Source organism: Planctopirus sp. SH287 (assembly GCF_056500625.1).
Genome location: NZ_CM151403.1, coordinates 967,384 through 993,378 on the forward strand (window position 1 = coordinate 967,384; position 25,995 = coordinate 993,378).

At 53.6% G+C, this 25,995-nt stretch carries 19 protein-coding genes; 4 read left to right on the forward strand and 15 right to left on the reverse strand.

Annotated features, from left to right (window positions below; translation table 11 throughout):
• Positions 1–20 precede the first annotated feature (20 nt).
• From gatA to rpmB, 3 genes are all read right to left on the reverse strand, one after another.
• A complete protein-coding gene (gene gatA / locus SH287x_RS03485; RefSeq protein ID WP_479517051.1) occupies positions 21–1,523 on the reverse strand; it encodes an Asp-tRNA(Asn)/Glu-tRNA(Gln) amidotransferase subunit GatA in 1,503 nt (500 codons plus the stop codon).
• A gap of 352 nt (positions 1,524–1,875) precedes the next feature.
• Positions 1,876–2,190, reverse strand: a complete 315-nt coding sequence (gene gatC, locus SH287x_RS03490; protein WP_479517052.1) for an Asp-tRNA(Asn)/Glu-tRNA(Gln) amidotransferase subunit GatC — start codon at positions 2,188–2,190, stop codon at positions 1,876–1,878.
• A 195-nt stretch (positions 2,191–2,385) separates the two neighbouring features.
• Positions 2,386–2,646, reverse strand: coding sequence for a 50S ribosomal protein L28 (gene rpmB / locus SH287x_RS03495; protein ID WP_479517053.1), 261 nt, complete (start codon positions 2,644–2,646; stop codon positions 2,386–2,388).
• Positions 2,647–3,239: 593 nt separating this feature from the next.
• Between rpmB and SH287x_RS03500 the strand changes: the two genes are divergently transcribed.
• Positions 3,240–3,485: a carbon storage regulator gene (locus SH287x_RS03500; protein ID WP_479517054.1), complete on the forward strand. Its 246-nt coding sequence runs from the start codon at positions 3,240–3,242 to the stop codon at positions 3,483–3,485.
• Between the two features lie 367 nt (positions 3,486–3,852).
• Here SH287x_RS03500 and ribA read toward each other — a convergent pair whose 3' ends face one another.
• From ribA to SH287x_RS03530, 6 genes are all read right to left on the reverse strand, one after another.
• On the reverse strand, positions 3,853–5,121 hold the full coding sequence (gene ribA / locus SH287x_RS03505) for a GTP cyclohydrolase II (protein WP_479518651.1): 1,269 nt from the start codon (positions 5,119–5,121) through the stop codon (positions 3,853–3,855).
• A 161-nt stretch (positions 5,122–5,282) separates the two neighbouring features.
• Complete coding sequence (locus SH287x_RS03510) at positions 5,283–5,447, reverse strand: hypothetical protein (RefSeq protein WP_479517055.1); 165 nt, start codon at positions 5,445–5,447, stop codon at positions 5,283–5,285.
• A 224-nt stretch (positions 5,448–5,671) separates the two neighbouring features.
• Positions 5,672–8,365, reverse strand: coding sequence for a [protein-PII] uridylyltransferase (gene glnD, locus SH287x_RS03515; protein ID WP_479517056.1), 2,694 nt, complete (start codon positions 8,363–8,365; stop codon positions 5,672–5,674).
• Between the two features lie 426 nt (positions 8,366–8,791).
• On the reverse strand, positions 8,792–9,130 hold the full coding sequence (locus SH287x_RS03520) for a P-II family nitrogen regulator (protein WP_013110531.1): 339 nt from the start codon (positions 9,128–9,130) through the stop codon (positions 8,792–8,794).
• A gap of 328 nt (positions 9,131–9,458) precedes the next feature.
• On the reverse strand, positions 9,459–9,797 hold the full coding sequence (locus SH287x_RS03525; RefSeq protein WP_479517057.1) for a P-II family nitrogen regulator: 339 nt from the start codon (positions 9,795–9,797) through the stop codon (positions 9,459–9,461).
• Between the two features lie 432 nt (positions 9,798–10,229).
• On the reverse strand, positions 10,230–11,597 hold the full coding sequence (locus SH287x_RS03530; RefSeq protein ID WP_479517058.1) for an ammonium transporter: 1,368 nt from the start codon (positions 11,595–11,597) through the stop codon (positions 10,230–10,232).
• A 312-nt stretch (positions 11,598–11,909) separates the two neighbouring features.
• Here SH287x_RS03530 and SH287x_RS03535 point away from each other — a divergent pair, with 312 nt between their 5' ends.
• Entirely contained in the window at positions 11,910–12,890 is a 981-nt protein-coding gene (locus SH287x_RS03535; RefSeq protein ID WP_479517059.1) for a prepilin peptidase, read from the forward strand.
• A gap of 112 nt (positions 12,891–13,002) precedes the next feature.
• Here the strand turns inward: SH287x_RS03535 and SH287x_RS03540 are convergent, their stop codons facing one another.
• The 4 genes from SH287x_RS03540 to gyrA form a co-directional block, all read right to left on the reverse strand.
• The gene (locus SH287x_RS03540; protein ID WP_479517060.1) at positions 13,003–13,770 is read right to left on the reverse strand and encodes an NYN domain-containing protein; all 768 of its coding nucleotides are present in this window, start codon (positions 13,768–13,770) and stop codon (positions 13,003–13,005) included.
• Positions 13,771–13,867: 97 nt separating this feature from the next.
• Positions 13,868–15,145 (reverse strand): dihydroorotase, encoded by a 1,278-nt coding sequence (locus SH287x_RS03545; protein ID WP_479517061.1) that lies wholly within the window; start codon positions 15,143–15,145, stop codon positions 13,868–13,870.
• Positions 15,146–15,229: 84 nt separating this feature from the next.
• Positions 15,230–16,216, reverse strand: coding sequence for an aspartate carbamoyltransferase catalytic subunit (locus SH287x_RS03550; RefSeq protein ID WP_479517062.1), 987 nt, complete (start codon positions 16,214–16,216; stop codon positions 15,230–15,232).
• Positions 16,217–16,356: 140 nt separating this feature from the next.
• Positions 16,357–19,218 carry a DNA gyrase subunit A gene (gyrA, locus tag SH287x_RS03555; protein ID WP_479518652.1) on the reverse strand — a complete coding sequence of 954 codons (2,862 nt, stop codon included), beginning with the start codon at positions 19,216–19,218 and terminating at the stop codon, positions 16,357–16,359.
• A 404-nt stretch (positions 19,219–19,622) separates the two neighbouring features.
• Here gyrA and SH287x_RS03560 point away from each other — a divergent pair, with 404 nt between their 5' ends.
• Entirely contained in the window at positions 19,623–21,878 is a 2,256-nt protein-coding gene (locus SH287x_RS03560) for a serine/threonine-protein kinase (RefSeq protein ID WP_479517063.1), read from the forward strand.
• A 74-nt stretch (positions 21,879–21,952) separates the two neighbouring features.
• A complete protein-coding gene (locus SH287x_RS03565; protein WP_479517064.1) occupies positions 21,953–23,749 on the forward strand; it encodes an adenylate/guanylate cyclase domain-containing protein in 1,797 nt (598 codons plus the stop codon).
• 313 nt (positions 23,750–24,062) lie between these two features.
• On the opposite strand, the gene SH287x_RS03570 is transcribed toward SH287x_RS03565, so the two are convergent.
• Positions 24,063–25,277, reverse strand: a complete 1,215-nt coding sequence (locus SH287x_RS03570) for a hypothetical protein (RefSeq protein WP_479517065.1) — start codon at positions 25,275–25,277, stop codon at positions 24,063–24,065.
• 12 nt (positions 25,278–25,289) lie between these two features.
• On the reverse strand, positions 25,290–25,859 hold the full coding sequence (locus tag SH287x_RS03575; RefSeq protein WP_479517066.1) for a sigma-70 family RNA polymerase sigma factor: 570 nt from the start codon (positions 25,857–25,859) through the stop codon (positions 25,290–25,292).
• Between the last annotated feature and the right edge of the window lie 136 nt (positions 25,860–25,995).

A 25,995-nucleotide genomic window follows, 5' to 3' on the forward strand; every position in this document is an offset into this window, starting at 1 on the left:
TAACCGGAGAGGCCGATGACTCAGGGGATTGCGGGGGGCTGGCGGTTGATCCAGGGGGCGGCGACTTCCAGCATACGGCTCGCTCGGAGCAGCCGGTTTTCTGTAAAGACCGGGCTTTGAAGTTGCAGTCCCACAGGCAGGCCAGCCTTTGTCCATCCAGCCGGGATAGAGATCGCGGGAATGCCAGCCAGATTGGCGGCGATGGTATAAATATCCGAGAGATACATGGCCAGTGGGTCGTCGACGAGTTCACCCAGTTTGAAGGCAGGTGTCGGAGTGACGGGGCCAGCGATCAGGTCGCATTGTTCAAACGCCGCGTCAAAATCCTGGCGAATCAGCCGACGAATCTGCAACGCTTTCACATAATATTTATCGGCATAGCCCGCTGAGAGAGCATAAGTGCCGAGCATGATGCGGCGCTTCACTTCAGGCCCGAAGCCCTCGCCACGACTGTTGGCATAAAGCGATTCAAGATCGGTGAATTCAGGGCTGCGATAGCCATAATGAATCCCGTCAAATCGAGCGAGATTACTCGATGCCTCTGAAGGAGCCACAATGTAATAGGTGGCAACAGAGTATTTCGTATGTGGCAGCTTGATGGGGACAAGGGTCGCGCCGTGGGCGAGGTAGGTCTCAATCGCTTGTTCAACAATCTGACGCACCTCAGCATCGAGTCCATCCCTGAAGTATTCTTCAGGAATCCCGATCCGCAGATCTTTGAGAGGTTCGTCTAATTGGGTGAGATAGTCGTCCACAGGTTCGTTAACACAGGTCGAGTCATAACCATCAGGCCCAGCGATGGTCTGAAGAAGCGCTGCAGCTCCATAGACATCCAGCGAAAACGGGCCGATCTGTTCCAGTGAGCTGGCAAAGGCAATCAGTCCATAGCGTGAGACTCGACCATAAGTGGGCTTCAACCCGACGACACCGCAAAGCGAAGCTGGTTGTCGGATCGAACCACCGGTATCACTTCCAAGCGAACCCGGTACCATGCGGGCAGCGACGCTGGCCGCAGAACCACTGCTCGAACCACCGGCTGTTCGGGTCAAATCCCATGGGTTGTGTGTCAGTTGATAAGCGGAGTTTTCGCTGGATGATCCCATGGCGAATTCATCGAGATTCACCCGGCCCAGAGGGATCGCACCACCGGCCACAAGACGATTTAATGCCGTGGAAGAGTACGGCGAAATGTAACCTTTGAGCATTTTGCTGCCGCAGGTCGCAGGCTGTCCGGCCTCGCAGATCGCGTCTTTAATGGAAACCGGAATGCCATCCAGAGGCCCAAGGACATTTCCTTGAGTACGGCGTTCATCGCTGGCGCTGGCGGCTGCCAGTGCTCGCTCACGATCCAGATGCAGAAACGCGCCGATTTTTGAATCACGCGACTGAATTGCCGAGAGAGCCGATTCGATAATCTCTCGACTGGAAACCTTGCCTTGATTCAAGCATTGGCTGAGTTCGCGAATGGAGCATTGTTCCAGACAGAATTCGGAACTGGCCGCTGACGGATCTGCGAGAGTCACCAGTCGTTTCCTTGAGCGAGATGAATCATACGAAAACAGAAAGTGCAGCCTGAGTTCCCTGCACTAACGCTGTCAACCATAAGACGGAATCGCTGAGTACCATCGGCTCCGTATGGCATTCGGCAGATAATACCGTGGATGGCACGGTTCTGCATTCCGTTCTGCACAGGTTGAATGGAAGAACCAGAGAATGCCAAATTCGGGAGTGCTTACCCCACATCATGGTGAGGCATCTCCAGCAAGGCCATAGGCTGGGCAACAACACATGGCCGGCAGCCAGTTTTGGCTGGTACTTTGATGAATGAGCGCATGCGGTGAGGAGCAAAAACAGCCCGGCAGGTAGTCGAGATTTTCAGCCAAGGATGTTCGGGACGAGGAAGAATTTGCCATCGGTTCGCGGGGCGTTAGCAAACACCGCTTTTCGTGGGAGTGACTCCACCACGACATCATCACGAAAGGCATTCTGGCAGGGAACCGCAGAGACCATGGGTTCGATACCCGTCGTGTCAACTTCCCGGAGGACATTCATGAAATCAAGGATCTGGCCAATTTGACGGGAATACAAAGCCAATTCTTCAGAAGAAAGGCTGAGCCTGGCCAGGCGGGCAATCTTGGCAACATCTTCCTGGGGAAGAGTTGCTGCCGTGTGACCAGATGTCTGAGTCATCAGATTCTTCCCGGAAATAATACGGTCTTTTGAATGTCTGGATTCGCGAGAAAGGCCGCACGATAAGATCAACTGCTCGCAAAACGAAAGACCCGGACAACGCCTGATGAAGAGCGGGCCGGGCCGTTTTTGCTCACGTCGATCACCTGTCCATTGATCTTGAAACCAGAGGGTCAGGATCAATGGGCTAAGTCATTACTCGGTCGGAAGCGTGAATGGCTTGCGAACGATCTTCTTAACCACCGCACCAGAGCGGATGCACTTGACGCAAACGGCCATCTTCTGGCTACGTTCGCCCAGTTGGACGTTGATGGTTTGGAGGTTAGGGCGGAAGACACGACGGGAAATCCCGGTGGTCTTGCGGCCGTTACCGCCAAGGTACTTGGCCTTACCACGCTGCTGAAGCGTGTTGCCAAAAGTGGTTTTCTTCTCGCAAAGTTGGCACTGAGCCCCCATGGGGTCACCTCTCGTCGACGAATTCCAAGATCACAAGCGTACGTTCAGTTCCTCAGGAACCGTTCGCCGAATTTATGGGAATGTGCGAGTATAACTGTCAAGATGCCAGTTGCAAACGAACTGTGACTAATTGAGGAGAGTTCTTGTTTTTGATGGCACCTCCGCGAAAGTTTATTCCATGGTCTATGGTCGATATTGAGGAGAGAGTCACGGACTGACGAGCGCTTTGTCTGGATCAACATCTCTCATTTTGTCACCATTTTCCTGATGGTGGCTTTAGCGGTCAGAGTTGCCGAAATACGTGCTCACCAAAAGTTTTTTGGGATCGTTTCTGTAAGCTTCATTGTAAGAACGACTCAAAAAAGTCTCCGGCAATCTTTGCCGATGTTTTGTTTAACAGTTGTAAGTGCTTATTGTGAATGATGTTGTCACGTGTGAGTGTGGGTTCAGGATTGTGTTTTTCAGGATTGGCACGAGGCTCGCAATAGACTTCCTGCATGCCAAGCGGGCTTGATCAGCACAATTGAGTGTTGGTCGAATGTCACAAGGAAGAGTGACGATTGTCCACTGAAGCGTAGAGAATGGAGTCGATCATGCTGGTGCTGACACGTAAGAAATCAGAATGTATTCACCTGGGTAACGACATCATCATCAAGGTGGTGCAGACAGGGAAAGGGGCCGTGAAAATCGGAATTGAAGCCCCTTCCCATGTGCGGGTTGTTCGCGGTGAATTGGCCGAATCGGGAGAAGCGTCCGTGGAGGCCGCCATCATGGCCTTCAAAGCCAGCTTTGAAGAGGCCGAGTCCCGTTTACGAGAACCCGCACTGGCATCGCGATAGAGCCGGTTCCGGAATCTCAAATCCTTCTCCCTTGAGGGAGAAGGTGGCCGAAGGCCGGATGAAGGGGGCGTCGCTCTCGATGAGGGGTTGCAGATTGCGATGAGAAACACGGAGCTTGAGGGGCCTGATGAACCACACGTGTTTCCACCCGCAACGCATCAACCCCTCATCTGGCTTACGGCATTGTCAAAGCTTAAAAGCGGGGTTTAACAGGTTGTTAAGTCCGATAGAGGAGGACGTTGCAGCGACATCAACCCGAAGACAAAGCCGTGTCAAGGCTTCTCTCCGGAAAGAACCGTTTTGATCTGAGTTGCTGACCAAACCAAACTACAACCGTCAGGCGGGATTGTCCCGAGTGAAATGGGCATCAGTTCTTGGCGGGAAGATCGCCTGGCAGGATCGAGGCTTCTAAAGGAAGCAGGTGACCCATCTTGTCTCGCTTTGTGGCCATATAGTGCCGACGATGTTCATCATCAGGCGCAATAATCGCGACTTGCTCAACCACATGCAGATCAAATGCGGGGAATGCCTGCATTTTCTTGGGATTGTTGGTGAGCAACCGAATCTGGGTGAGTCCCAGATCTTTGAGAATCTGAAGGCCCACCATGTAGTCCCGGCTATCTGACTTAAAGCCCAGTTTGTGATTGGCCTCGACCGTATCAAGACCTTCATCCTGAAGCATGTAGGCTTTGAGCTTGGCTGTCAGACCAATGCCGCGTCCTTCTTGAGGCAGATAGATGACGGCACCCGCTCCTTCGGCATTGATCATTTTCATGGCCATGTGGAGTTGATCACCGCAGTCACATCTGAGCGATGCCAGCACGTCACCAGTAAAACAAGAGGAGTGAACGCGAACGAGTGGGGCCGGAGTGCTCTTCAGATCACCCCAGACAATCGCCAAAGGCTGCTGGTCATCATGCTCCACGCGATAGGCAATCACCTGGAACTGGCCATAATCGCGAGTGGTGAAGGGGACTTCGGCTTCTCGCGAGACCAACTGCTCGCGCAGTCGGCGGTAACGGATGATTTGTTCAATCGAAATGATGGGCATGCTGTAACGTGAGGCCATCGACTTCAATTCGGTGAGATGGGCCATCCCCTGGCCTGATTCACTGAGAATTTCGATGAGTGTCCCCACAGGCTGCAGGCCGGCAATCTTCATCAGGTCGACGGTGGCTTCAGTGTGCCCGGCCCGTCGCAGGACACCTCCTTCTTTTGCAAGAAGAGGATTGATATGACCAGGACGCACAAAGTCGTGTGAAGTCGCAAGCGGATCGCCCATCGCGCGGATGGTCAACGCCCGGTTTTCACTGGAAACACCGGATCCCGCCAGACGATGATCAACCGGAGTCAGGAACTGCGTCTGGTTGGGAGCATTGTTCTGGAACTGGTCGACAATGGGAACAACGCCCAACCGGCTGGCCGTGTCATGAGTCAGAGGGACACATAGCACTCCGCCCCCTTGCTTGAGCATGAAGTTGACCATTTCTGGTGTCATATGCTCGGCCGCGCAGATGAAATCGCCCTCGTTCTCGCGCTCTTCATCATCGATCACAATGATGATCTTGCCGTTCTTAAGAGCGGTGATGGCATCTTCCATCGAGCTCAGTGTCTCGCTCGTATTCCCGTGGTGCATAGTAACCTGCAACTTGGCGGTCAGCCGAGTGCCGATGAACTGTCGGGCCACATGGCCCATGTCCTTGCCGGCTTTCGATCGCTTCCGCTCTTGTTAAAATAGTAGCAGGGATCTCGATTCTGTGCAGTGGTCTGAGGCGACAAAGCAGAAACGGCAGCCACTCAGCGCGGGCGAGAGAGAGACAGGCGGCCAATAATCGGATCAGGATCATCGTCCATATCGAGCCTGACCGTGATTTCCTCCCCATCCACATCGAGAATCGTCATCAAGCAATTATCGAGGCGAATCACTTCGCCCACCGCGACGTCCATTTCGCAATAGTGCACTGGGGTATCTCCGTGAACCGGGAGTCGGCTCAATGACCGTGACAGGTGTCTTGCCAGAACCGATGATTAACGAAGGAATATAATATCCGGCGAAGTCTTCACCAATCCCTCTTTCCGGGTTATGGGAAGATTGGGCGTCAATGGCCCTCTTCAATGTCGCAATCGCAAGAAAATCTCTTGTCAAATCCCCACGGTGCCCGGTCAATCTTTTAACGGCGATCTCTTTAGTCCGCTTGTGTTTGCGTCACACATTCCAGCAAAAGTCCTTCAATTTTGGCCAATTGTTCAGGGTCTGTGATTTTCTGATTGCGTTGATCGGTCAGATAAAAAACGTCAACCACCTGATCGAGATGAGTCGAGATTTTCGCTAACACGATCGAAAGCTTTAATTCAAAGACCTGGCGACTGATGGCATACAGCAATCCCGGACGGTCGTGAGCAAAAATGTCCACGACTGTACAGCGTTCTGAGGATTCGTTATCGATCAAGACCTGTTCAGGAAGATCAGAGAACTGGCCTGGAATGAGGGGCTTGGAGAAGATGGCGCGACGCGGTCGCGAGACCAGCTCTGCGACGTTTTTAGTTCCTAAAAGTACCGAACGGATCAATTGGCAAATATCGTCGAGACGGAACTGGGGAACTTCTCCGGCATGATCATTGTCGTTCACACGGAAGCAATCGATGATGACGCCATCCGTCGTCGTGGAGATCTGGGCAGAGAGAATCTCCATCCGTTGGGATGTCAGTGTCCCGGCGATTTTGTGGAAACAGCCCGGCGCGACATTCTCGTGAGTGATAATGCGGTATTCCACCGAATTGGTTTCAGGCTCGTAGCGGCCAGAAACATTGACCTCATGAGGCTGCCGACTCATGATCACTCGCAGATCGGACGACATGCGCTCGACCGAATTTCCTTGCAGGTAATGCCTGGGAAGTGTCGTGAAAAGTGCCTTGACCATACGGGCAATGCGATCGCGTTCTTCGCCCGTTGTCGGGTGAGAAAGCTCTTCAACGACTCCATTGAGCACCCGCGACTGAAGATCAACAATTTGTGGCAGGTCGCTGTTCCCGGAAAGTGCTTGCATCGCTCCCAGATGCAGGTTCCCCAGTAACTCGGCTTTCCACTCATTCCAGACTCCCGGCCCGACACCGGTGATGTCGGCGGCTGTCAGCACATAGAGCATCCGAAGACGGTCGGCTGTTCCCACTTCATGAGTAAAGCGGAGCAATACGTCAGGGTCAGTGGTGTCCCTGCGAAATGCCAGATGCGCCATCATCAAGTGCTTATGGACAAGAAAGACCACCGTTTCGCGAGGGTAGGAAGCCATCCGGAACCGTTGAGCCACTTCGATAGCCAGGCGTCGCCCGACTTCGGAATGGTCTTCCTCAAAGCCCTTGCCTGCGTCATGCAACAGGAGCGAGAGGAACAGAACATCGCGATGCTTGATCTCGCGGAAGGCATCCCCCAGTGTGGTCTGCTGTTCGGCGAATGACTCAGCCGCTTCGATGGTACGAAGTGTGTGTTCATCCACCGTGTAATGATGATATTGATTGAATTGCAGCAGGCAGCGAACGTGTCGGAAACAGGGGATGACCAGTTCCAGAACGCCTGTGCGATACATACTGCGAAGAATCTTGCCCACGCAGCGGGAACGCCCCAGAATGTCCAGAAAAATCCGGCTGGACTCCACGGTCAGCGTGTCGGTGAGTTCGCTGGCTCGTGTCGTAACGAATTCTTCCAGATCATCAGCAAACGGCACCATATACATGGCAGCCGACCAATACAGACGCAACAAATCTTCGAGAGATACAAGCTGCTGGCGGAAACGTCTGGGGATATCGATCTGGTCGGGGCTGATTCGATAGATGGTGTCGACGCGATGCGTCACGACCGGACGCCAGAGGACATCCTGCCAGCGTGTGGGCATGTGTTTCCGAACCAGTCTGGTCGCCAGTTCGGAAACCGTGCCAGTGTGCCGGAAGTATTCCTGCATAAAACGTTCAACGGCCAATTGGCCACCGACTGCTTCGAGGCCACGTTCTTGTGTAATTCGCACTTGCTCGGCACGTGTCAGCAAATCATTTGCGCGACCTGCTTCCAGATGCAGATTCATGCGGATCGAGAGCAGGTAATCGTAAGCGGTCACCAGCCGCAGCAATTCATCGCGGGTCATCAGACCCGCAAGGCGTAAGGCTTCGGGATCACTGGAGCCAGTTCGCAGTTGGCTGAGCCAGCGTATTAAATGGATATCGCGCAGCGCCCCGGGAGATCGTTTCACATCAGGCTCGAGTTCCTGATTTGTCGCACCGTGAGCGGCTTGTTCTTTATCGCGCTCTGAAACGGAGGATGCCAGGATGGTATGGAGGCGTCCACGAACAACATTCCATTGAAACTTTCTCATCAGGTCATCAAAGAGCGGGCGATGTCCTGCGAGATAACGGGCTTCCAGCAGTGAGGTTGCAAACTGGGTATCGTCGCGCGCCATGCGAATGGCATCAGGAATTGACCGGGTGCTGTGTCCCAGTTTCAGTCCCGTATCCCAACAGTCACGGACAAACTGGGCTGCAAATTCATACCAGCGTTCGCCACCAGCCGTTTTGTGAACGATCAGCAGGTCGATATCAGAATAAGGAGCCAAATCACCACGGCCCGTCCCACCGACAGCAATTAATCCCACCGCGCTGGCCAAGCCTGTCTGGAATTCGGCGGGGTATTCTGAAAGAACACCATTCCAGAGCTGAATTAACAGAACATCGACTTGTTCGGAAAACCAGCTGGAAATTTGCAGTCCCGTCGCATGCTGCATCATGCGGACAGAGATTTGTTTTCTCAGGTCATCCAGTCTCTCACGGGCGGCGGGGAGTCGAAAGGCTCGATCGGCCGGCAAGAGTTTGCTTGAAGGAGAGGCAGTGGTCATGGAGCGTCAAATTGTGCGATGTCTGTGGTGTCCGATCAATGTTCATAGCGATGAACTCATGTCACCATGAGATATCCGCCGTGCCGAGCTTAGCATATCCAGAGAAGGCACGACGTAAAAACCGCCTCTTTTCTCGGAGCCTGATCGAGAAAACTCCCTCTCCCGCTGGCGGGAGAGGGTTGGGGCAGGTTGATTGATTGCCAGGGTGTTAAACGGCAATGCACCACTCGTCGAGAGCGGGATGCTCCCATTCCTCTTCATCGAAAGTAACGCGCTCCCTCATCCGGCCTGCGGCCACCTTCCCCCTCAGGGAAAAGGGTTTGAAAGCTTCCAGGCAGATACTGCAAACGGGATTTCAACCTGCGATGGACTCCATCAACCATGGACATGGCCTCGGAGCCTCACACAAGAAGATGAGGATCAACGTTAGATCGCTTCCGGGCCGGTTTCTCCGGTACGAATGCGAACGACTTCAGCGAGAGAGGTGACAAAGATTTTTCCGTCACCGATCTGCCCGGTACGTGCCACATTCGTAATGGTTTCAATCGCCTTGGCGACTTCTGTATCAGAAACCACAACTTCCAGTTTGACTTTGGGAAGGAAGTCGACGGTGTATTCCGCGCCGCGATAGGTTTCCTTGTGGCCACGTTGACGACCGAAGCCTCGAACTTCAGTCACGGTCATCCCCTGGATACCGATCTGAGTGAGGGCGTTCTTGACGTCTTCGAGCTTGTAATGACGCAAAACTGCTTCAATCTTCTTCATGCGACCAATGCCTTCCTCTGAGAGAACGGAAGCCGGCGAATCCACCCGCACTGGCGGAACGCCCCGGCGTATCGAGCGCAAGGCCCGACAACTAACGACTGCTCAACCTTGAGTATCAATTTTGCAGTGAGCAGCCTTCGTCCGCAAAACTGATTGGTTCAGGTGAGAATCGCCTCACCTGCCGACTATACACAATCCCATGCAGCTTTTGTGCCTGATTTTTATGAGGGCTGAGGGAGTTTCAAGAAAGAGAGAGAAAGAGATCCCATAACCGCCATTCCAGTCGACCTGAAAGGACAAATCGGTTTCATGCGGGATCGCCTGGGCGTCAAATGGCATCGTCACCAACTTCTCCCGTGCGGATTCTGAGCATTTCATCGATATTGGTGACAAAAACCTTCCCATCTCCCACTTGGCCGGTTCGCGCCGCGTTGAGAATGACCTTCAGAACAACAGGATATTGTTCATCAGAAATGACGATTTCCAGTTTCACTTTGGGCAGGAAGTCGACGGAGTATTCAGCTCCTCGAAATGTCTCTCGGTGTCCCTTCTGTCGGCCAAATCCACGAACTTCGCTCGCAGTCATTCCTTGAATGCCAGCTGCAGTCAGTGCGTCTTTGATCTCTTCCACCTTAAAATGCCGAACAATCGCTTCGATTTTTTTCACAAGTAAGCTCCTCGTTATAATTCAAGGCGATGTTCTGCTTTGTGTGCCATGCTTACAGCTTTGGGGGGCAAGCATGCCTTACGCATTCCCCAACGCCCAGTTGATTTCTGGAAAGCGTGTGAGGTTTAACACTCGTGCATTGTCAAAGTATAAAATTCGGGTTTCTTCTGTCGTTAAGTCCGACAACGGAGGACGTTGCGGCGAAATTAACCCGAAGACAAAGCCGTGACACGGCACTCGTTTGTTTTCTGACAGCAAGCAGGTCATCGCGCTGAGTGCTTCAATATCTAGGCACTTGGAATGAAGTGAAAATGGCGTGCCGATGTTCACCGGAATCGCGAGCGACGACTCCAGTGACCTACTTCCCCGTATTCTCCATCTCTGGATACGCACCGTTGTGAGTGGCTTCAAATCTCTTTCTTTGGGCCGTCTTTACTGGAAGATGTAGCCTTCCTCGCCATGTTCGGAGATATCCAGTCCTTGAAGTTCTGACTGCTGAGAAACACGCAGGCCGATGGTCGAGTCGATGATTTTAAGCAGGATCACCGTCACAATGGCGGCATACGCCGCTGCCGCTGCTGCCGCGACCGTCTGATTCACGATCTGGAAGGTGTTTCCATCAACGAGGCCCAACGGAACCTCGCCACCTTTCATAACCCGGGTGGCAAAAACTCCGGTGAGAATCGCTCCCAAAATTCCTCCCACTCCATGAATGCCAAAGGCGTCGAGCGAGTCGTCGTAACGAAACGTGTTTTTCAGGAGAGTGCACGCAAAATAGCACGCAATTCCTGCGGCGAGACCCATCCACAACGCTCCGATGGGCGAGCAGGTTCCACAGGCTGGAGTCACAGCAACCAACCCCGAGACGACTCCAGAACAGGCTCCCAGCAAACTGGCTTTCCCATGGCGGTACCATTCCATGCCCGCCCAGCCAATTAAACCAGCAGCAGCGGCGAGGTGTGTCGCCACAAATGCTGATACCGCAAGGTGATTGGCAGCGAGGGCACTTCCTGAGTTAAACCCGAACCAGCCCAGCCAAAGCATCATCGCACCCACTGCCGTATAGGTCAGGTTATGCGGTGGCATCGGTTCTTGGCGAAATCCCAAACGATTTCCAACCAGGCAGGCACAGACAAGCGCCGAGACGCCTGAAGTGATATGAACAACAGTGCCACCAGCAAAATCAAAAGCCACGCAAAGTGGTGATTCCAGGTTAAATTCACTGAACCAGCCCGAACTTGACCAGATCCAGTGGGCAACAGGGCAGTATACGAACGTCCCCCAGAGGATGGAGAACAGGCAGACGGCAGCAAATCGCATCCGCTCAGCGAAGGCTCCACAGATCAAAGCGGGCGTGATGATGAAGAACATCATTTGAAAGACAAAATGAGCCATTCTCGGCAGTGAGTCCACACGGGGAATCACATGTCCCTTTTCAGTAAATGCGGGCATCACACCATTGAATGCCACAAAGTCAAATCCTCCCACAAACCCTAAGGAATTGGGAAGATCGGGTGCAAATACCAGACTGTATCCGTAGAGACTCCAGACGATCGTCATTAATCCCGCAATGCTGACACATTGCATCATGATTCCGAGGATGTTTTTTTTACGGACAAGCCCGCCATAAAACAGGGCGAGGCCAGGAACCAGCATCGTCAAGACAAGCACCGTACTAAGCAGGACAAATGCAATGTCTGCCCCAGAAAAGGGTTGCGACGTTATCGCTGCCGAAGTTTCATCGGCGAAGCAATTGGCTCCGGGGAAGAGGAACACCGCGAGAGCCGTACAAATCGACAAATGCCATGATCTTTGGCACTTTTTTTGAGCAAAATTTTTCACATCAGCTCCTGGTTGTGGGATTTTTCAAGGAATTTCCCAATAACGTCTAGGCTTCGATGAGAGAAACTAACCGATTGCACTGAAGTTAGGCAATTGACGCCACTATTTCGATCATCCCGTGTTGCTCAAACTCAGGGATTCCTTTTATCGACCACGCACCTGAGAAACGATCTTCCCAAGGCAGAGGAGCTTCAGCGGGACAATTGGGGTTTGATGTGTTACCGTCATGCCGTGAGTCAGAAAATAATGTGAGGGCGAAAGGCTCTCAGTATGGTTTGGGAGATCTTGGGAATTCGCGGTCTATTATTTCTGCTGGTGGCAGTTTTGGTTGCCGCTGCGGGAAGTGCGATTTCACGTCGAGAGTCACGACTTTGGGAAATCTCGCCCAATTTTCTTCTTTCCTGGCGTTATGAACTCATCGTTGCCGTTTGCTACTGGCTGATGGTGATGGTTCTCAGTGCTGGCAGTGGGTGGTCTCCGAAAGCCATGGCTGGAGAGAACGCACTGGGTTTCCATGACCTTTTGATTGCACTGTTTGCGGCCGTCATTGTGGTCGCGGCACGTGTTGATCTGGCCACGTGCACCATACCGGATGTGATCACCCTTCCCGGAGGAATTGCCGGATTAGTGCTTGCACTGATTGCTCCATCGATCGAATTGGTTCCTGTCTGGGTCGACTGGAATCCAGCGGTCGGGAAGATGTCAGAACATGTGCAAGGCGAATGGATCTCCTCGTCTCCGATATGGCATGCAGCTCTCCGCTGGCTGGCAGGCGCGATCTGCGGGGCAGGGGTCGTCTGGGTGATCCGGCGGGCTGCCTTTGTGTTTCTTCAGATGGAGGCCCTGGGCTTTGGCGATGTCACGTTGATGGCTGTTTTAGGAGGATTCTTAGGCTGGCAGGCGACTTTGGTCGCTTTGGCCATTGCTCCCGTGCTGGGAATTTTTCACGCCCTGATTGGTTATTGTTTTGGGCAATTGAAGCTGATCCCCTTTGGCCCCAGTCTGGGGTTGGGCTGTTATCTGGTCGCCTGGCAATGGCCCGCCATCTGGCCATCAGTTCGTCCCACGTTCAGTGATCTCTGGACACTGCTTTTTCTGAGTGTGTTGGCTGCTGTGGGGTTGGTTGTGGGATTGCTGTTACTGCGAGTCGAGAAGACATCCCCTGAAGTTCAACAAACAGCCAGTGCTCGGGGCGCTTCTGGTCGAAATGCTAATAGTCGGTCGAAAAGAAAAGGGAATCGGAAAAAATAGCGGCGGTTCTGTGACTCAAGCGAATCGTCAGGGAAGCACTTTTCAAACAAAGCTGTGGGCGGTCTCAGTCAGCTTTTTGAATGGATCGTCAATGATGACAGAGAGCCTGAGATCAGGATCCTTTCGAGGGAGGTTTCTCTCCGGGAGGTCGGCTTTCCAGCCATTTTCTGGTTAATGAAGGGTCATCAAGAATGTCCTGTAACTCGTCGATTTCTTGTTCCCATCGAGTTCGATCGATCTCCTCGTGATCGGGTAATGAAACCGAGACGGCCTTTTCATCAGAGCTTTTTGTATTCTCGGAAGGTGCCAGAAAGTTGGCTTCCTTAATCTCGCGAGGAAGCTCACGTTTGATCTGACGGGGATCGACGCTTTCAAACTCACTGAGCCAGAATTCCAGTTCCTCTTTTTCCGCCACTGTCGCAGGACGTGAGGAGCCTTCAGCGACCGTTTCAGATTCCTGAGATCTGAGCCATTCTCGTTGATGATACTGAGACAGGAATTGCTCACTGTCGATGGAGTGACCATGCCGGCGTTTGATCGCTCGTTGTAATCGATGGTCACTGGAGACCAACAGGATCTGGCGACTGGCGGAATGTGTTTCAATGATCAGCTCGATGTGATCATCGGCTTCAGTCCCAGGCTCCGCAAATTCGACTCCCATGCCTCGAAACACATGCCGACGAATGCTGCCGGGAGGTGATTCACGGGCATCAAACACCACGGTTGTCCGTACCCGTTCCGTTTCTGTAAGAAGCTCACTCACACGGAGCAGCAGGCGGTGCCGGCACCTTTCCAAATCACCCCGCGCGTACCTGACCCGAGCCAGCCCCGCTGCGTGCATCAGGTTGTAGCCATCAATGAGATGATAATAACGGGCCATCGTCCGATGCCCTCGTGACTGAATCTTTCCGACAAACTGAGCCTGAATGATATCACGGCAAAATCAAGGAGGCTCAAGCGGGACTCATCGGACTCCATTATTGACAGGAAAAGCGGACTTCTCCACCCACGAGTGTTTGCATAACGCGACCGCGAAGCGTTTTCCCCGCAAAAGGCGTGTTATGCCCTCGGGAATAAAAACGATGTGGCTCCACGACCCAGGTGACGGAAGGGGCGATTAACGTGATATCAGCCGCAGCGCCCGGTTCGAGCGTCCCTGCTTTCAGTCCCAGAATTTTTGCCGGCCCACACGTCAAAAGTCGCAACAAATCTGGCCAGTCAAGATGTCCCGGTTCAATCAGCGATTTCACACACACAGCAAGTGCTGTCTCCAGTGAGCTGATTCCAAAGGGGACATGATCCAGCTCCCGGCTCTTTTTTTCCGAAGCAAATGGTCGATGATCAGAGCTGATCGATTCAATGGTGCCATCGACCAGGCCTTCAATCAGTGCGTCCACATGCTCCCGGCTGCGCAGTGGTGGAGACACCTTGAGGTTGGCATCGTAGGTCACCATGTCTGCGTCGGTCAGTGCCAGATGATGGGGTGAAACGTCGGCTGTAACACGGATACCGAGGCTTTTCGCGCGGCGGACTTCTCCCACGCTGTTACGGGTCGAAAGCGACATCAGATGGACATGCCCGCCAGTCAGTTCAGCAAGAGCAATATCTCGTCCCACCATGATTTCTTCTGCGGCTGCCGGTATCCCGCGCAGTCCCAGCACCATGGAATAATAGCCCTCGTGCATCAGCCCGCCTGCCGACAAGGTCGGATCTTGGGGAACGCTGAGCAGTGGCTTTTTCAGCATGCGCGCGTACTCCAGGGCACGCCGCATGATTTCCGCACTTTGAACGGCTTGGTTGGCATCGGTAAAACCAACGGCCCCGCCGGCCGCCAATTGGCCCAGATCCGCCAGTTCTTCCCCTGAATGATTGCGGGTAATCGCTCCCAGGGGAACCACCCGGCAATGGCCCGCTCGTTCGGCCTGAAGGATGACAAACTCGGCACTGGCCCGGTTATCGACGACAGGAAGTGTGTCGGGCAACGTGGCAATCGTTGTAAAACCACCAGCTAATGCCGCCTTCGTTCCTGAAGTGGTGCCTTCATCTTCATCATAACCAGGGTCACGCAAGGCCACATGGAGGTCAACCAGCCCAGGCGAGACAATCTGGCCGCTGGCATCAATCGTTGAGTCAGTTGTTGGGCAGGCCGATGTCAACTCGACAATGAGGCCATCCTGCACGACAACATTCAGCAACTGATCGATTTTATTGGCGGGGTCGATCACGCGGCCCCCTTGGATCAGCAGCGATGCCATCCGCCTACTCCTGTTGCTCTGTGTGAGTCTTTAAGTCGTTAGTCGTTGTGTTCATTGGAAATTGATCTGTCACCTTCCAGCACGTCAGATTGAAGACGATGATGACTTTAACGTGGCTGCCTGTGGTTTCTCTGCCCGTTGTTTTTCAGCCGCAAGTTGCATGAGGTGCAATGTTGCCATTCGCACAAACAGGCCATTGGTGACCTGATCCAGAATGACACTGTGAGGGCCATCGGCGACATCGGGAGTGAGTTCGACACCACGATTGATCGGGCCGGGGGCGAGAATCAGGACATCCTTCTTGGCACGGCGAATACGGTCGCCCGTCATCCCATAGAACTGGGCATATTCATAAATCGACGGGAAAAACGCGCCGCGTTGCCGCTCAAACTGGATTCGCAACAGGTTGATCACGTCGGTTTCAGCCAGAATTTCGTCAAGCTGATAACTGACTTCGACTCCGAGCTTGTGGATCTCCGCCGGGATGAGGGTCGCCGGGCCGCAAACAATCACCCTGGCCCCCAGCTTCTTGAGGCCCCAGATATTCGAACGAGCCACCCGGCTGTGAAGAATGTCGCCCACCAGCGCGACCGTCAGACCCTGCAAGTTGCCGCGATGTTCCCGGATCGTATAAAGGTCGAGCAACCCTTGCGTGGGATGTTCGTGGGTGCCATCCCCCGCGTTGACAATCCCGGTCTTCAAATGCTGGGTAAGCACCAGTGGCGTCCCCGAGGAACTATGCCGGACGACCATATGGTCAACGCCCATCGCCTCAATATTGCGAGCCGTGTCGATGTAGGTCTCGCCTTTGGAAAGACTGCTGCCGACCGCGGAGAAATCAACGGTGTCAGCACCCAGGCGGCGAGCCGCCAGATTAAAGCTGGTTTTCGTGCGGGTGGAAGGCTCAAAGAACAAATTGCAGATGGTGATTCCCTTCAGCAGGGAATGCCGTGTCTCGCCTTGAGCGGCCAGCTCTTTGAACTGGCGGGCATGATCAAGAATGGTGGTGATTTCCTGGGCAGAAAGATCTTCCAAGCCCAGGACATGCGGGCGTGACCATTCAGGATTCATCAGATGTTCTCTCGGGACACAACGGGTGCGCTTATGTCTTCTCGGGCCTGATTGATCAGAGACCAAGCCATTGTGGAGCGGATCAATTAACCATTACGAATCGATCCGTTCCACCAGCTGTCATCGTTCTTCAGTTCTCATTATTCTTCAGTGGGGCTTGGCTCGTCTGTAGTCGGAGGAGCCGGAGCTTCTGTCGAAGGAGTTTCTGGCAAAGATCCTTCAGGCACTTGTTCCAGAGGAGTCACAGGAGAGACTGTTTCTGGAACCTCGACACACAGATCTGCAGGAATGCGAGCCATCGATGCCACGCGATCCCCTTCGACCAGTTTAATCACCCGCACACCTTGTGTGTTGCGGCCAATCTCACTGATTTCAGCAGCCCTCACGCGTTGAATTTTCCCACCAGCAGTGACCAGCAGCACGTGGTCTCCATTGGTAATGGCCAGCGTCTTGACGACCTTACCGTTTCGTACCGTCGTGCGAATGTCGCGAACACCCATCCCGCCGCGATTCTGTCGACGGTAAGAACGGGATGACTGTGTGGCTTCTTCGCTGTCTTCAGGAGTGGCGTCAGAAGTGGCGTCAGAAGTAGCTTCAGGAGAGGTTTCCACTGAGGCTTCTTCGGCTTCCGGGTCTTCCGGCAACGCTTCAGCAATTTCTTCGTCGTTCCCAATCCCTTCAACAGCAACTTCATCAGCAGCAGGGGCGGGTTCGATATAACCGAACGGCGTCCGTTTGCCGTACCCGTTTTCACAGATCGTGAGCAGCGTCATATCCGGGTCAGCCACGACCATGCCAATGACTTCATCACCCTTTTTGAGCTTGATACCGCGGACACCGCTGGTGTTACGGCCCATGGCACGCGCGTCGGACTGAGCAAAGCGGATGGCCATGCCGTTAGCGGTCGAGAGCAGGATGTCGTCCTGTTTGCCCACGATTCGGGCTTCGATCAGGGCATCACCTTCTTTCAGGCTGATCGCAATGATCCCCCCCTTGGTCGGACGCTTGTAAGCATCGAGAGAGGTTTTCTTCACCACTCCAGCGCGAGTCGCCATGACCAGGTATCGATCCACGTCAAACGTGCGGGTGTTCACACAGGTCGCGACTTGCTCACCTTCCTGAAGTGTCAGCAGGTTCACCAGAGCACGGCCCTTGCTGGTACGGCTTTGCAGAGGCAGGTCATAGACCTTCTGCCAGAGAACACGGCCTTTATCGGTAAAGAACAGCAGCCAGTCATGAGTGCTGGAAATAAACAGGTCTTGAATCACGTCCTCGTCATCAGCCTTCGCACCGGTCACACCGCGACCGCCACGATTCTGCGCCTGATAAGTATGGACGGGAAGACGCTTGATGTAACCACGCTGCGTGAGCGTGACCACCATCATCTCTTCAGGAATCAGATCTTCCTTATCGACATCGCTGAGTTCTTCTTCCGAAACTTCAGTGCGGCGGGCGCTGCTGTATTTTTCGCCCAGACGTTGCATGTCTTCTTTAATGACGGCGCGGATGTTCGCTTCATCACTCAGCAGGTGGAGATAGCCCAGAATATCGGAGATCAGTTTCTGGTGTTCGCCGCGGAGTTTTTCCTGCTCCAGATTGGCCAGCGAACCCAATTGCATCGAGACAATCGCTTCTGACTGATTTGCCGAAAGCGAGTAGGCTTCACGAACCCCTTGTTCCGCCTGGAATTCTGCAAAACCTTCATTCCCCAGGGCACGGGCAACCATCGCGCTTGGTACGGCAATCGCCTGGAGTCGTTCTTTGGCTTCGGCTCGAGAACCCGATGAGCGAATCGTCTGAATCACTTCATCGATATTGAGCTGAGCAATCAGCAGGCCTTCAATCGTATGCTTGCGACGTCTGGCTTCAGCTAACTGGAATTCCGTTTTTCTTTTGAGAACCGTGATGCGGTGGCGAATGAACTCGCCAATGAGTTCTTTGATATTCATCGTTTTCGGACGGTTGCCCGAAAGCGCCAGCAGAATCACGCTGAATGTCGATTGCAGTGGTGAATATTGGAAAAGCTGGTTGAGAATCACCTCTTTATCAGCATCGCGCTTAAGCACAATATGCAGGCACACTTGCCACGAAGGCATCGTGCGGTCGGTGAGATCGATAATTCGCGAGATCCCCTTGATCTTGTCATCGCGAACCAGTTGTTCAAGCTTTTCACGGATCCGGTCACGAGTTTCGAGATAAGGGATCTCGGTGACTTCGATAATCTCAGTATTCTTCTCGGTGATGAACTTCGTGCGCGCCCGCACGGTCAGTGTGCTGCGACCTGTCAGATAGCCCTGGCGGATGCCATATCGACCACAGATAATGCCACCCGTGGGGAAATCTGGCCCCGGCAACACTTCCATCAGTTCGTCAATCGAGACTTCAGGATCATCCAGCATCCGCACGACAGCTTGCGAGACTTCTGCCAGATTGTGTGGCGGAATGCTCGTCGCCATCCCGACGGCAATCCCGCTGGAACCGTTGACCAGCAGATTCGGAAAACGTGACGGCAGAACGACAGGTTCGCGATTGCGCTGATCGTAGGTCAGCACATAATCGACAGTATCCCGCTTTAAGTCGTCCAGCATCTCAGAAGCCACGGCCGAGAGCCGCGCTTCGGTATAACGCATGGCTGCGGGAGGAAGACCTGCCAGCGAACCGAAGTTCCCCTGCTTGTCGATCAGGGTTTCCCGCATGTTCCAGTTCTGCGCAAGCCGAACCAGTGTGGGGTAAATGGAGCCGTCGCCGTGAGGGTGGTAATTGCCGCTGGTGTCACCACAGATTTTGGCACATTTGACACGCCCCGAACTGGGGCCGAGGTTCAGGTCGTTCATCGCGACCAGAATGCGGCGCTGCGAAGGCTTGAGGCCGTCGCGGGCATCGGGCAACGCGCGGCTGATGATCACGCTCATCGCATAGGTGACATAGCTCGTCCGCATCTCCCCTTCAATGGGAACCGGAAGAATCCGTTCCGGAAGCGGCGTCAGATTCGCTGGCGGCATGTCTCCGTTCGACAACGCAGTCACTCCTGTTGGGAGGGCTTGAGTGTGATCACTGACGGGCGTTATTGCTCATCACGTAACCTGAAGTGGGAGTGAATGTTACGCCCAATCTTCGTCAGGGTCGCAAGACCCCGTGTACTGACGCAAGAGTTTACCATAACTGGAGTTTCGTCACAACGAACAGCCCCTGCGAAGCACAGGGATCTTCCAACCCCGGGATCTTCCGGTTTTTCAGGATTTTTCTGTCAAGAATTTCCGGCTGTATTTCAGTCCCTTCTCCGTTTCTTTTCTGCTCTCAAATTGCCAAGGTGGAAGAACAAGAAACCGCGACGGTTTTCCTGTGATTCGGTTCAGGTCGTGATTTCCCGGACATTCTTTATTCCGAACATGCCATGGCGGACTCGATGAATTCTGATGTTCTTCACGGCCAAACTCCTGACGGAAAAATTCCTGAGGGCCAACTCCCTGAAGTGCAAACTCCAGGCATGGATTCTGTTCCCAATCACTCTTCGCCAGCAGCAGCCGAACTGGATCACACACTTGACCAGTCAACTGATGAGAAGGAATGGAGCCGCCATCTCAGTGCTCGGGCCGCCAGCACGTTTTCGGTGGCTGCTCCTGCCAATGTGCCGGGATATCGGATTCTGGAACCTATTGGTGAAGGCAAGTTTGGCTCGGTCTGGCTGGCCCGGGAGACCAATACCGGCAAGCAGGTGGCCATCAAGTTTTATACTAATCGTCGCAGTGTCGACTGGGCACTACTCTCTCGCGAAGTCGAGAAGCTCGCCGTGCTTTATACCTCGCGGCATATCGTGGGCTTATTGGCCGTGGGGTGGGATCATGAACCCCCTTATTACGTGATGGAATATCTTCCCAATGGCTCGCTGGCGACATTGCTGGAGCAGGGGGGGTTAAGGCCGGCAGAAGCTGTGCACATGGCGGTACAGATTGCCCGTGGTCTGGCGCATGCCCATGGGAGCGGTGTTTTGCACTGCGATCTGAAACCCGCCAATATCCTGCTCGATCAGGATCTGGAACCGCGGTTATGTGATTTTGGGCAGTCCCGACTGGTTGACGAGCAGAGCCATGCCCTGGGGACTCTGTTTTATATGGCACCTGAACAAGCCGATCTTAAGGCGGTTCCCGATGCCCGCTGGGACGTCTATGCCCTGGGAGCGATTCTCTTTCATCTGCTGGTTGGTGAGCCGCCACATCGGACAGCCATTCACGAAGAAACACTGAAACACGCCTCGTCACTGGAAGAGCGACTGCGCCTCTACCGCGAAATCGTTGAGCGCAGTCCAGTTCCCACGGCTCATCGATCGATTGCGGGTGTGGATGGTCAACTGGCGGAAATTATTGATCGATGTCTACAGGCTGACCCTGCTCGCCGTTTTCCCAATGCCCAAGCCATTCTTGATCAACTTTCCATTCGTGAACGTCATCGCTCCCGACGGCCACTCTTTGTGCTGGGATTGCTGCTCCCGGTCATTCTGTTGTTGTGTATGGCTCCGTTAGCTGGTGAAGCCATGCGCGTGGCGGTGACAACGGCCCGTGAACGATTGACGGATCGAGCATTAGAAAGCGATGTGGTTTCTGCCAATCTGCTGGCACGAAGTATTGAACGCGAGATTCTTGACCGGTTCGATGAACTGCTGCGAATCTCGCAATATCCGCGTGTCCAGCGTGCTGTGGCTGAGTTTGCAGAAAAAACTCCGGAAGAACGCCACGAACTCAGTGAATTGCTGACAGAGTTAAAACAGGAAGTCGACGACCGGCATCGTGCAGAACAGCGCAAGCTGGATGACAGTTGGTTTTTGCAAAATGTCAGTGGTGTGCAGATCTGGCGCGAACCATCCAGCGAGCGCAGCCTCGATGAAAATTATGCTCATCGAGACTATTTCCATGGCCAGGACGAAGAATTTTCTCCTCATCAGTTACCAGAGGGGCTAAAGCCCATTCACCGACCCCATCTCTCGATGGTTTACACCAGTACGACAACCGGGCGTTACAAAGTGGCGATGTCGGTGCCTGTGTTTGACTATGACGATCCTCAGAAGGTGATCGGTGTTTTGGCCCGATCCATCTATTTGGGAGAGCTGCTTGTCGAGTATGAGGAATTACTACGCGATAATTACGCTGATGGTGTCAGCCGGGTGATTGCATTAGTCGATAGCCGTGAATGGAAGCTGCTGGCCCATCCCTGGATGGACGATGAGCATCTCTCTCAGTTGACACTGGAGCAGTTTTTGTCGCTCAGCCTGGATCCTCGATTTGTGAAAAAACTGGAGCAGCTGCAAAAGTTGAAGCCAGGTTCCCATGAGGCTATTCATTTTGACCGAACCCATTCTTATACCGACCCTGTCTCGAAAACGGCTCCTCAGGAGTATGGCGGTAATTGGCTGGCAGCGTTCAGTCCTGTGGGGCAGACAACCTGGGTGGCGATTGTTCAGGAACGCCAGTCGGATATTGATGGGCCGGTCGACGACATGCGCAGTCGGTTGGGTTTATTTGCGATTTATGGTGTGGGATTAGTCATTGTCGCCGTGGCGATCACCTGGTTAATTTTGATGGCAGCCATGTCTGACTGGACACGTCGCAAACGACGTTTGCCGCGAGTGGGTTCTTACAATTCCGAGTCTTCATCGCTCGCATCATAATGGCAGAGTGTTGTGCTTGAGCCAGAGCTTCCATGTGATCTGCTGGGTGGTGGTCAAGGATTTGAAGGGCAGGGATGTACGAACTTGTAATCCGCCACTCTGATGGCACGCTGATCGGACGGCACCCACTTCATCAGGGACGTCTTGTCACGATTGGTCGTTCTCCTGGCTGTGATTTTCCATTGGCGAAGGATCCTCTGGTCTCGCGTCACCATGTGCAGTTGATGCCCCAAAGTGATCATGTGGTGGCCAGGCGAGATCCGGCGGCTGTGAACCCGTTGTTCTTTGAAGGGAAAGAAGTTGATAACTGCCGGATTGAAGTGGGGCAACATTTTGTGGTCGGGGGGACGGTGTTGCAGATTATTGCCACTCCTTCCAACGAGCCATCGGCTGACCTGACACCATCCACGGATCAGCCCGCTGTGGCTCAGATCAACTTCAGTTCGCAGTCATTGAGGACGGTGCGTTATCCCGATGCCGAGAACCGGATCGAAGTTTTAACTCACCTTCCCGAGGTGATTTCTGGTGCCACGGGAGAAGCCGAACTCTATGTCAGGCTCTGTCAGCTCCTGCTGCGTGGCGTCGTTGATGCGGAAGCAGCTGCGATTGTGGAACTGTCAGGGGGGAATACCGTACGAATCCTGCATTGGGATCGGCGTCGGGAAACTGCCGGAGAATTCCGGCCCAGCCGACGATTAGTTCAGGAATCGTTGGCGCCGGCAGAGCCGCGCAGTGTGCTTCAGGTCTGGGATTCTCTCCAACCCGATGTCATTGAACATACGTTGGCGTCGGATCTTGATTGGGCCTGCTGTACGCCGGTCGAAGGGCTGACGTTGCAGCGCACTGGGCTTTACCTGGCCGGTAAACGGAACATTTCCACGGCAGTGACCGGGCCGGAAATAGATCATTCTCATCTGGATGCGGATGTTAAGTTTACAGAGTTGGTCTCGCAGATCATTGGTGCGGTATTGAAGTCACGCCGCTGGGAGCGACAGCGTTCGAGTTTGCGGCAATTTTTTGCACCACCAATTCTGGCCGCTTTGGGAGATGATCTCGATACGACGCTTCTAGAACCTTGTGAGTGCGATGTCACCGTGATGTTCTGCGACCTTCGCGGGTTTTCTCAGACCGCAGAAAATGCCAGCGATGATCTGATCGGTCTTTTGGATCGTGTCAGCCGGGCTTTAGGTGTCATGACCCGTCAAATTTTGGCGAACAGCGGCGTCACGGGAGATTTTCAGGGAGACGCAACGTTGGGATTCTGGGGATGGCCATTTCCTTCCACAGATGCTGCGGTGAATGCCTGCCGGGCTGCTCTGGCAATTCGCAGTGAATTTGAAAGCAAGCGTGGTCACAAGGATCATCCTCTGGCCGACTTTGCAATGGGAATTGGGTTGGCTCACGGTCGGGCGGTGGCAGGGAAGATTGGCACGCATGATCAGGTGAAAGTCACCGTGTTTGGGCCGGTGGTCAATCTGGCCAGTCGTTTGGAAGGACTGACAAAACAATTGCGGGTGCCCATTCTTCTGGATGACGCAACCGCATCGCTGGTTCGGCCACGTTTATCGAGCGAGGAAGGGCGGTTAAGGAAGCTGGCGAGGGTTTTGCCTTACGGCATGGATCGACCGGTTGTCGTCCATGAGTTGCTGCCTGCTGAAAAGGATTTTCCGTTACTGTCGGACGCTCATCTTGTTGCCTATGAAGAGGGTGTTGAGCAGTTTATTCAAGGGAATTGGGAAGAGGCCTATCATCGGCTACATGCGATGCCCAGCAGTGATCGTGCTCAGGACTTATTGATTCAGCAGATCGCCATGAATAACCGGCAAGCCCCCAAAGATTGGGATGGCACCATTCGCTTTCCGGGCAAGTAAAATGGATCACTTGCCGGTGCAGGTTCTTCTTCAACACCCCTCCGAACCAAAAACATATATCTTGAATTCCTCTCGCTCTTGATTGCGAGATCATTAATGCGAGTGCCCGTCGCTGCCGCTTCCGGCTCGTTGGCATGGGACGCGGGGTGGAAGTTTCGCCACCCTGGCAGAAATTGGAATTTCAACCGGGGCTACCCTGCTTGCAGCTTTGGGGGCAAGCATGTTGATGCGATGCAATCGTCAACGCGCTATTTCAGTTGCGATTCGTATCATTGGGACGCTCGATTTTGATGCTCCCATCCCGCCACTCTGATTAATCAGAAATGCGAGTCGGACAGACGGATGAGAATGTTGATCCTAATCTCAGTTCATCGAAATCGGTGGCAACATTCGCAGTGATTGAGACCTGCGTGAGGCGGAAATCGGGAACCGTGAAATGCAGTTGTGCGGTCTCCCTTTCTGGTGTTTGTCCTAAATCAGGATTCAACCACACATGCACATCCTCAGAGCCTTTTTGAAACTGAAGATGCCCAACAAATAAGACCGGCTGACGGAATGAAATCTGGCTCTCTCGAACGTATTGAAGGTCTCCCAGCAAAACCCCTCCCGCAGACCAATTTGCAGACTGTCGATCTGGCAGACGACCGACTCGGACTCCGGCCCGATCGGTTCCCAGTTCAAGGAAGGCGAAGTGGGAACCATTGAGGGGCCTGGCGGATTGAGCTAGAAAGCTGAACCAGAGTGCAGAGCCATCCCGACCGAGTCCTCCTTCTGCCTGAAGTGAGACCGGAAACTGTGTGACATCGAGTCTGCGACTCGATGTGGAAAACATGGACGAGGCCGTTCGCATTTCGTTACCGAGGGTGCTCAACACACGACCGTACTGATCGACGTATCGTAACGGATCCGTACTGCGGGGATCTTTGGGATCGAGCGGCGGTTGATGGGAGTGGCTAACGATTTGCGAAGTTTGCGTGCCTTGTTCAATCCAGGGTTCAGCCCAACCAAACCCGCCGCCGAGGATCATTGATTTTGCGAGGGGATTCGCAGAGGCGTTCACCCCTTGCTTGATCATCGCCGTTGGAGAATAGTCAAACCCTTCATAGGCTACGGGCGAAGGGGGTGGTGAAGAACTCATCCAGAGAAATGCCCCCAGAATCCCTGCAAAGGCGATCACGCATCCCAGAACCAAACGGAGTTTCCTATCCCACATTCGAAGGGAACCGGGGCGATTGTCCCGATCGTGGAGAGGCAAGAAAACCGGTTCCGTGGCAGGCAAGACTAACTGCGACTGATTTTCTGGCGGCAAAATCAACGAGCGAGCGATACTCTCGTGTGGCAGTCCTGGCCCGTCGTCGAACTGAAAGTTTGATCGAAGTGATGAGTGGAGGACAATACGCCGCAGCACGATTTTGGCGTGAGAGGGATGCTCCCTGATCCAGCCCATCAGCGCTTCAGACTCTTCGTCGCTGAGATACCGACAGTCCAGATAACAATCAAGGAGTTCAAGGGCAGTCGTCTCGTTCATTCATTTCAAACATCAAGTGAGAGCGTTGGCCTGAATGCAATCCAACAATGCGGAGCGAATTCGAGAGAGCGCTGTACGGACAGATCCCGAGGTCATGTTGACTTTTGCGGCGATCTGTTGTGGCGTGAAATCATGCTGGTAACGCAGTTGTATCAATTCTCGAGAACGGCCCGTGAGTCGTGAGAGACACTTTTTAAGAACGGAATGTTCCTCGACTAAAGCCCCCTGAACCTGATCACAAGTTTCAATGAGCAGATCCAGTGACTCTTCCACAAACTTCACTGGCACGCGATTCCGTGCTCGATAAAAGTCGGCAATTTTCAATTTCGCAATCCATGTCACCCAAGGGAGAAATGGGCGAGATGGATCATAGTCATCGAATCGACGTGCGACTTCTACTGCGACTTCCTGCAATAAATCCTCCGCATCAGAGAACTGCGGGGTTGATGTTCGTAAAAACGCGGTCAAGGCCGGTTGAACCCTGAGCCAGTTCACCGTCAACAACTCATGCGACTGTACGCGGGTGAGTTCACGGACTGAAGTGACAGTTGAGTTGAGAGCCAGATCCGAATGCGCATTCATCTCATAAATTCCAACCCGTCGTTCCGCCGAAGCCGTTTCCATGTTGAAGTTTTTATCGGTGAGTCTATCACGCCCGCGCAGCAAGAAAAACCCCTTTCGGTCATGAATCTTCCGTGAGTGGCTAGTGAAGCTTCGG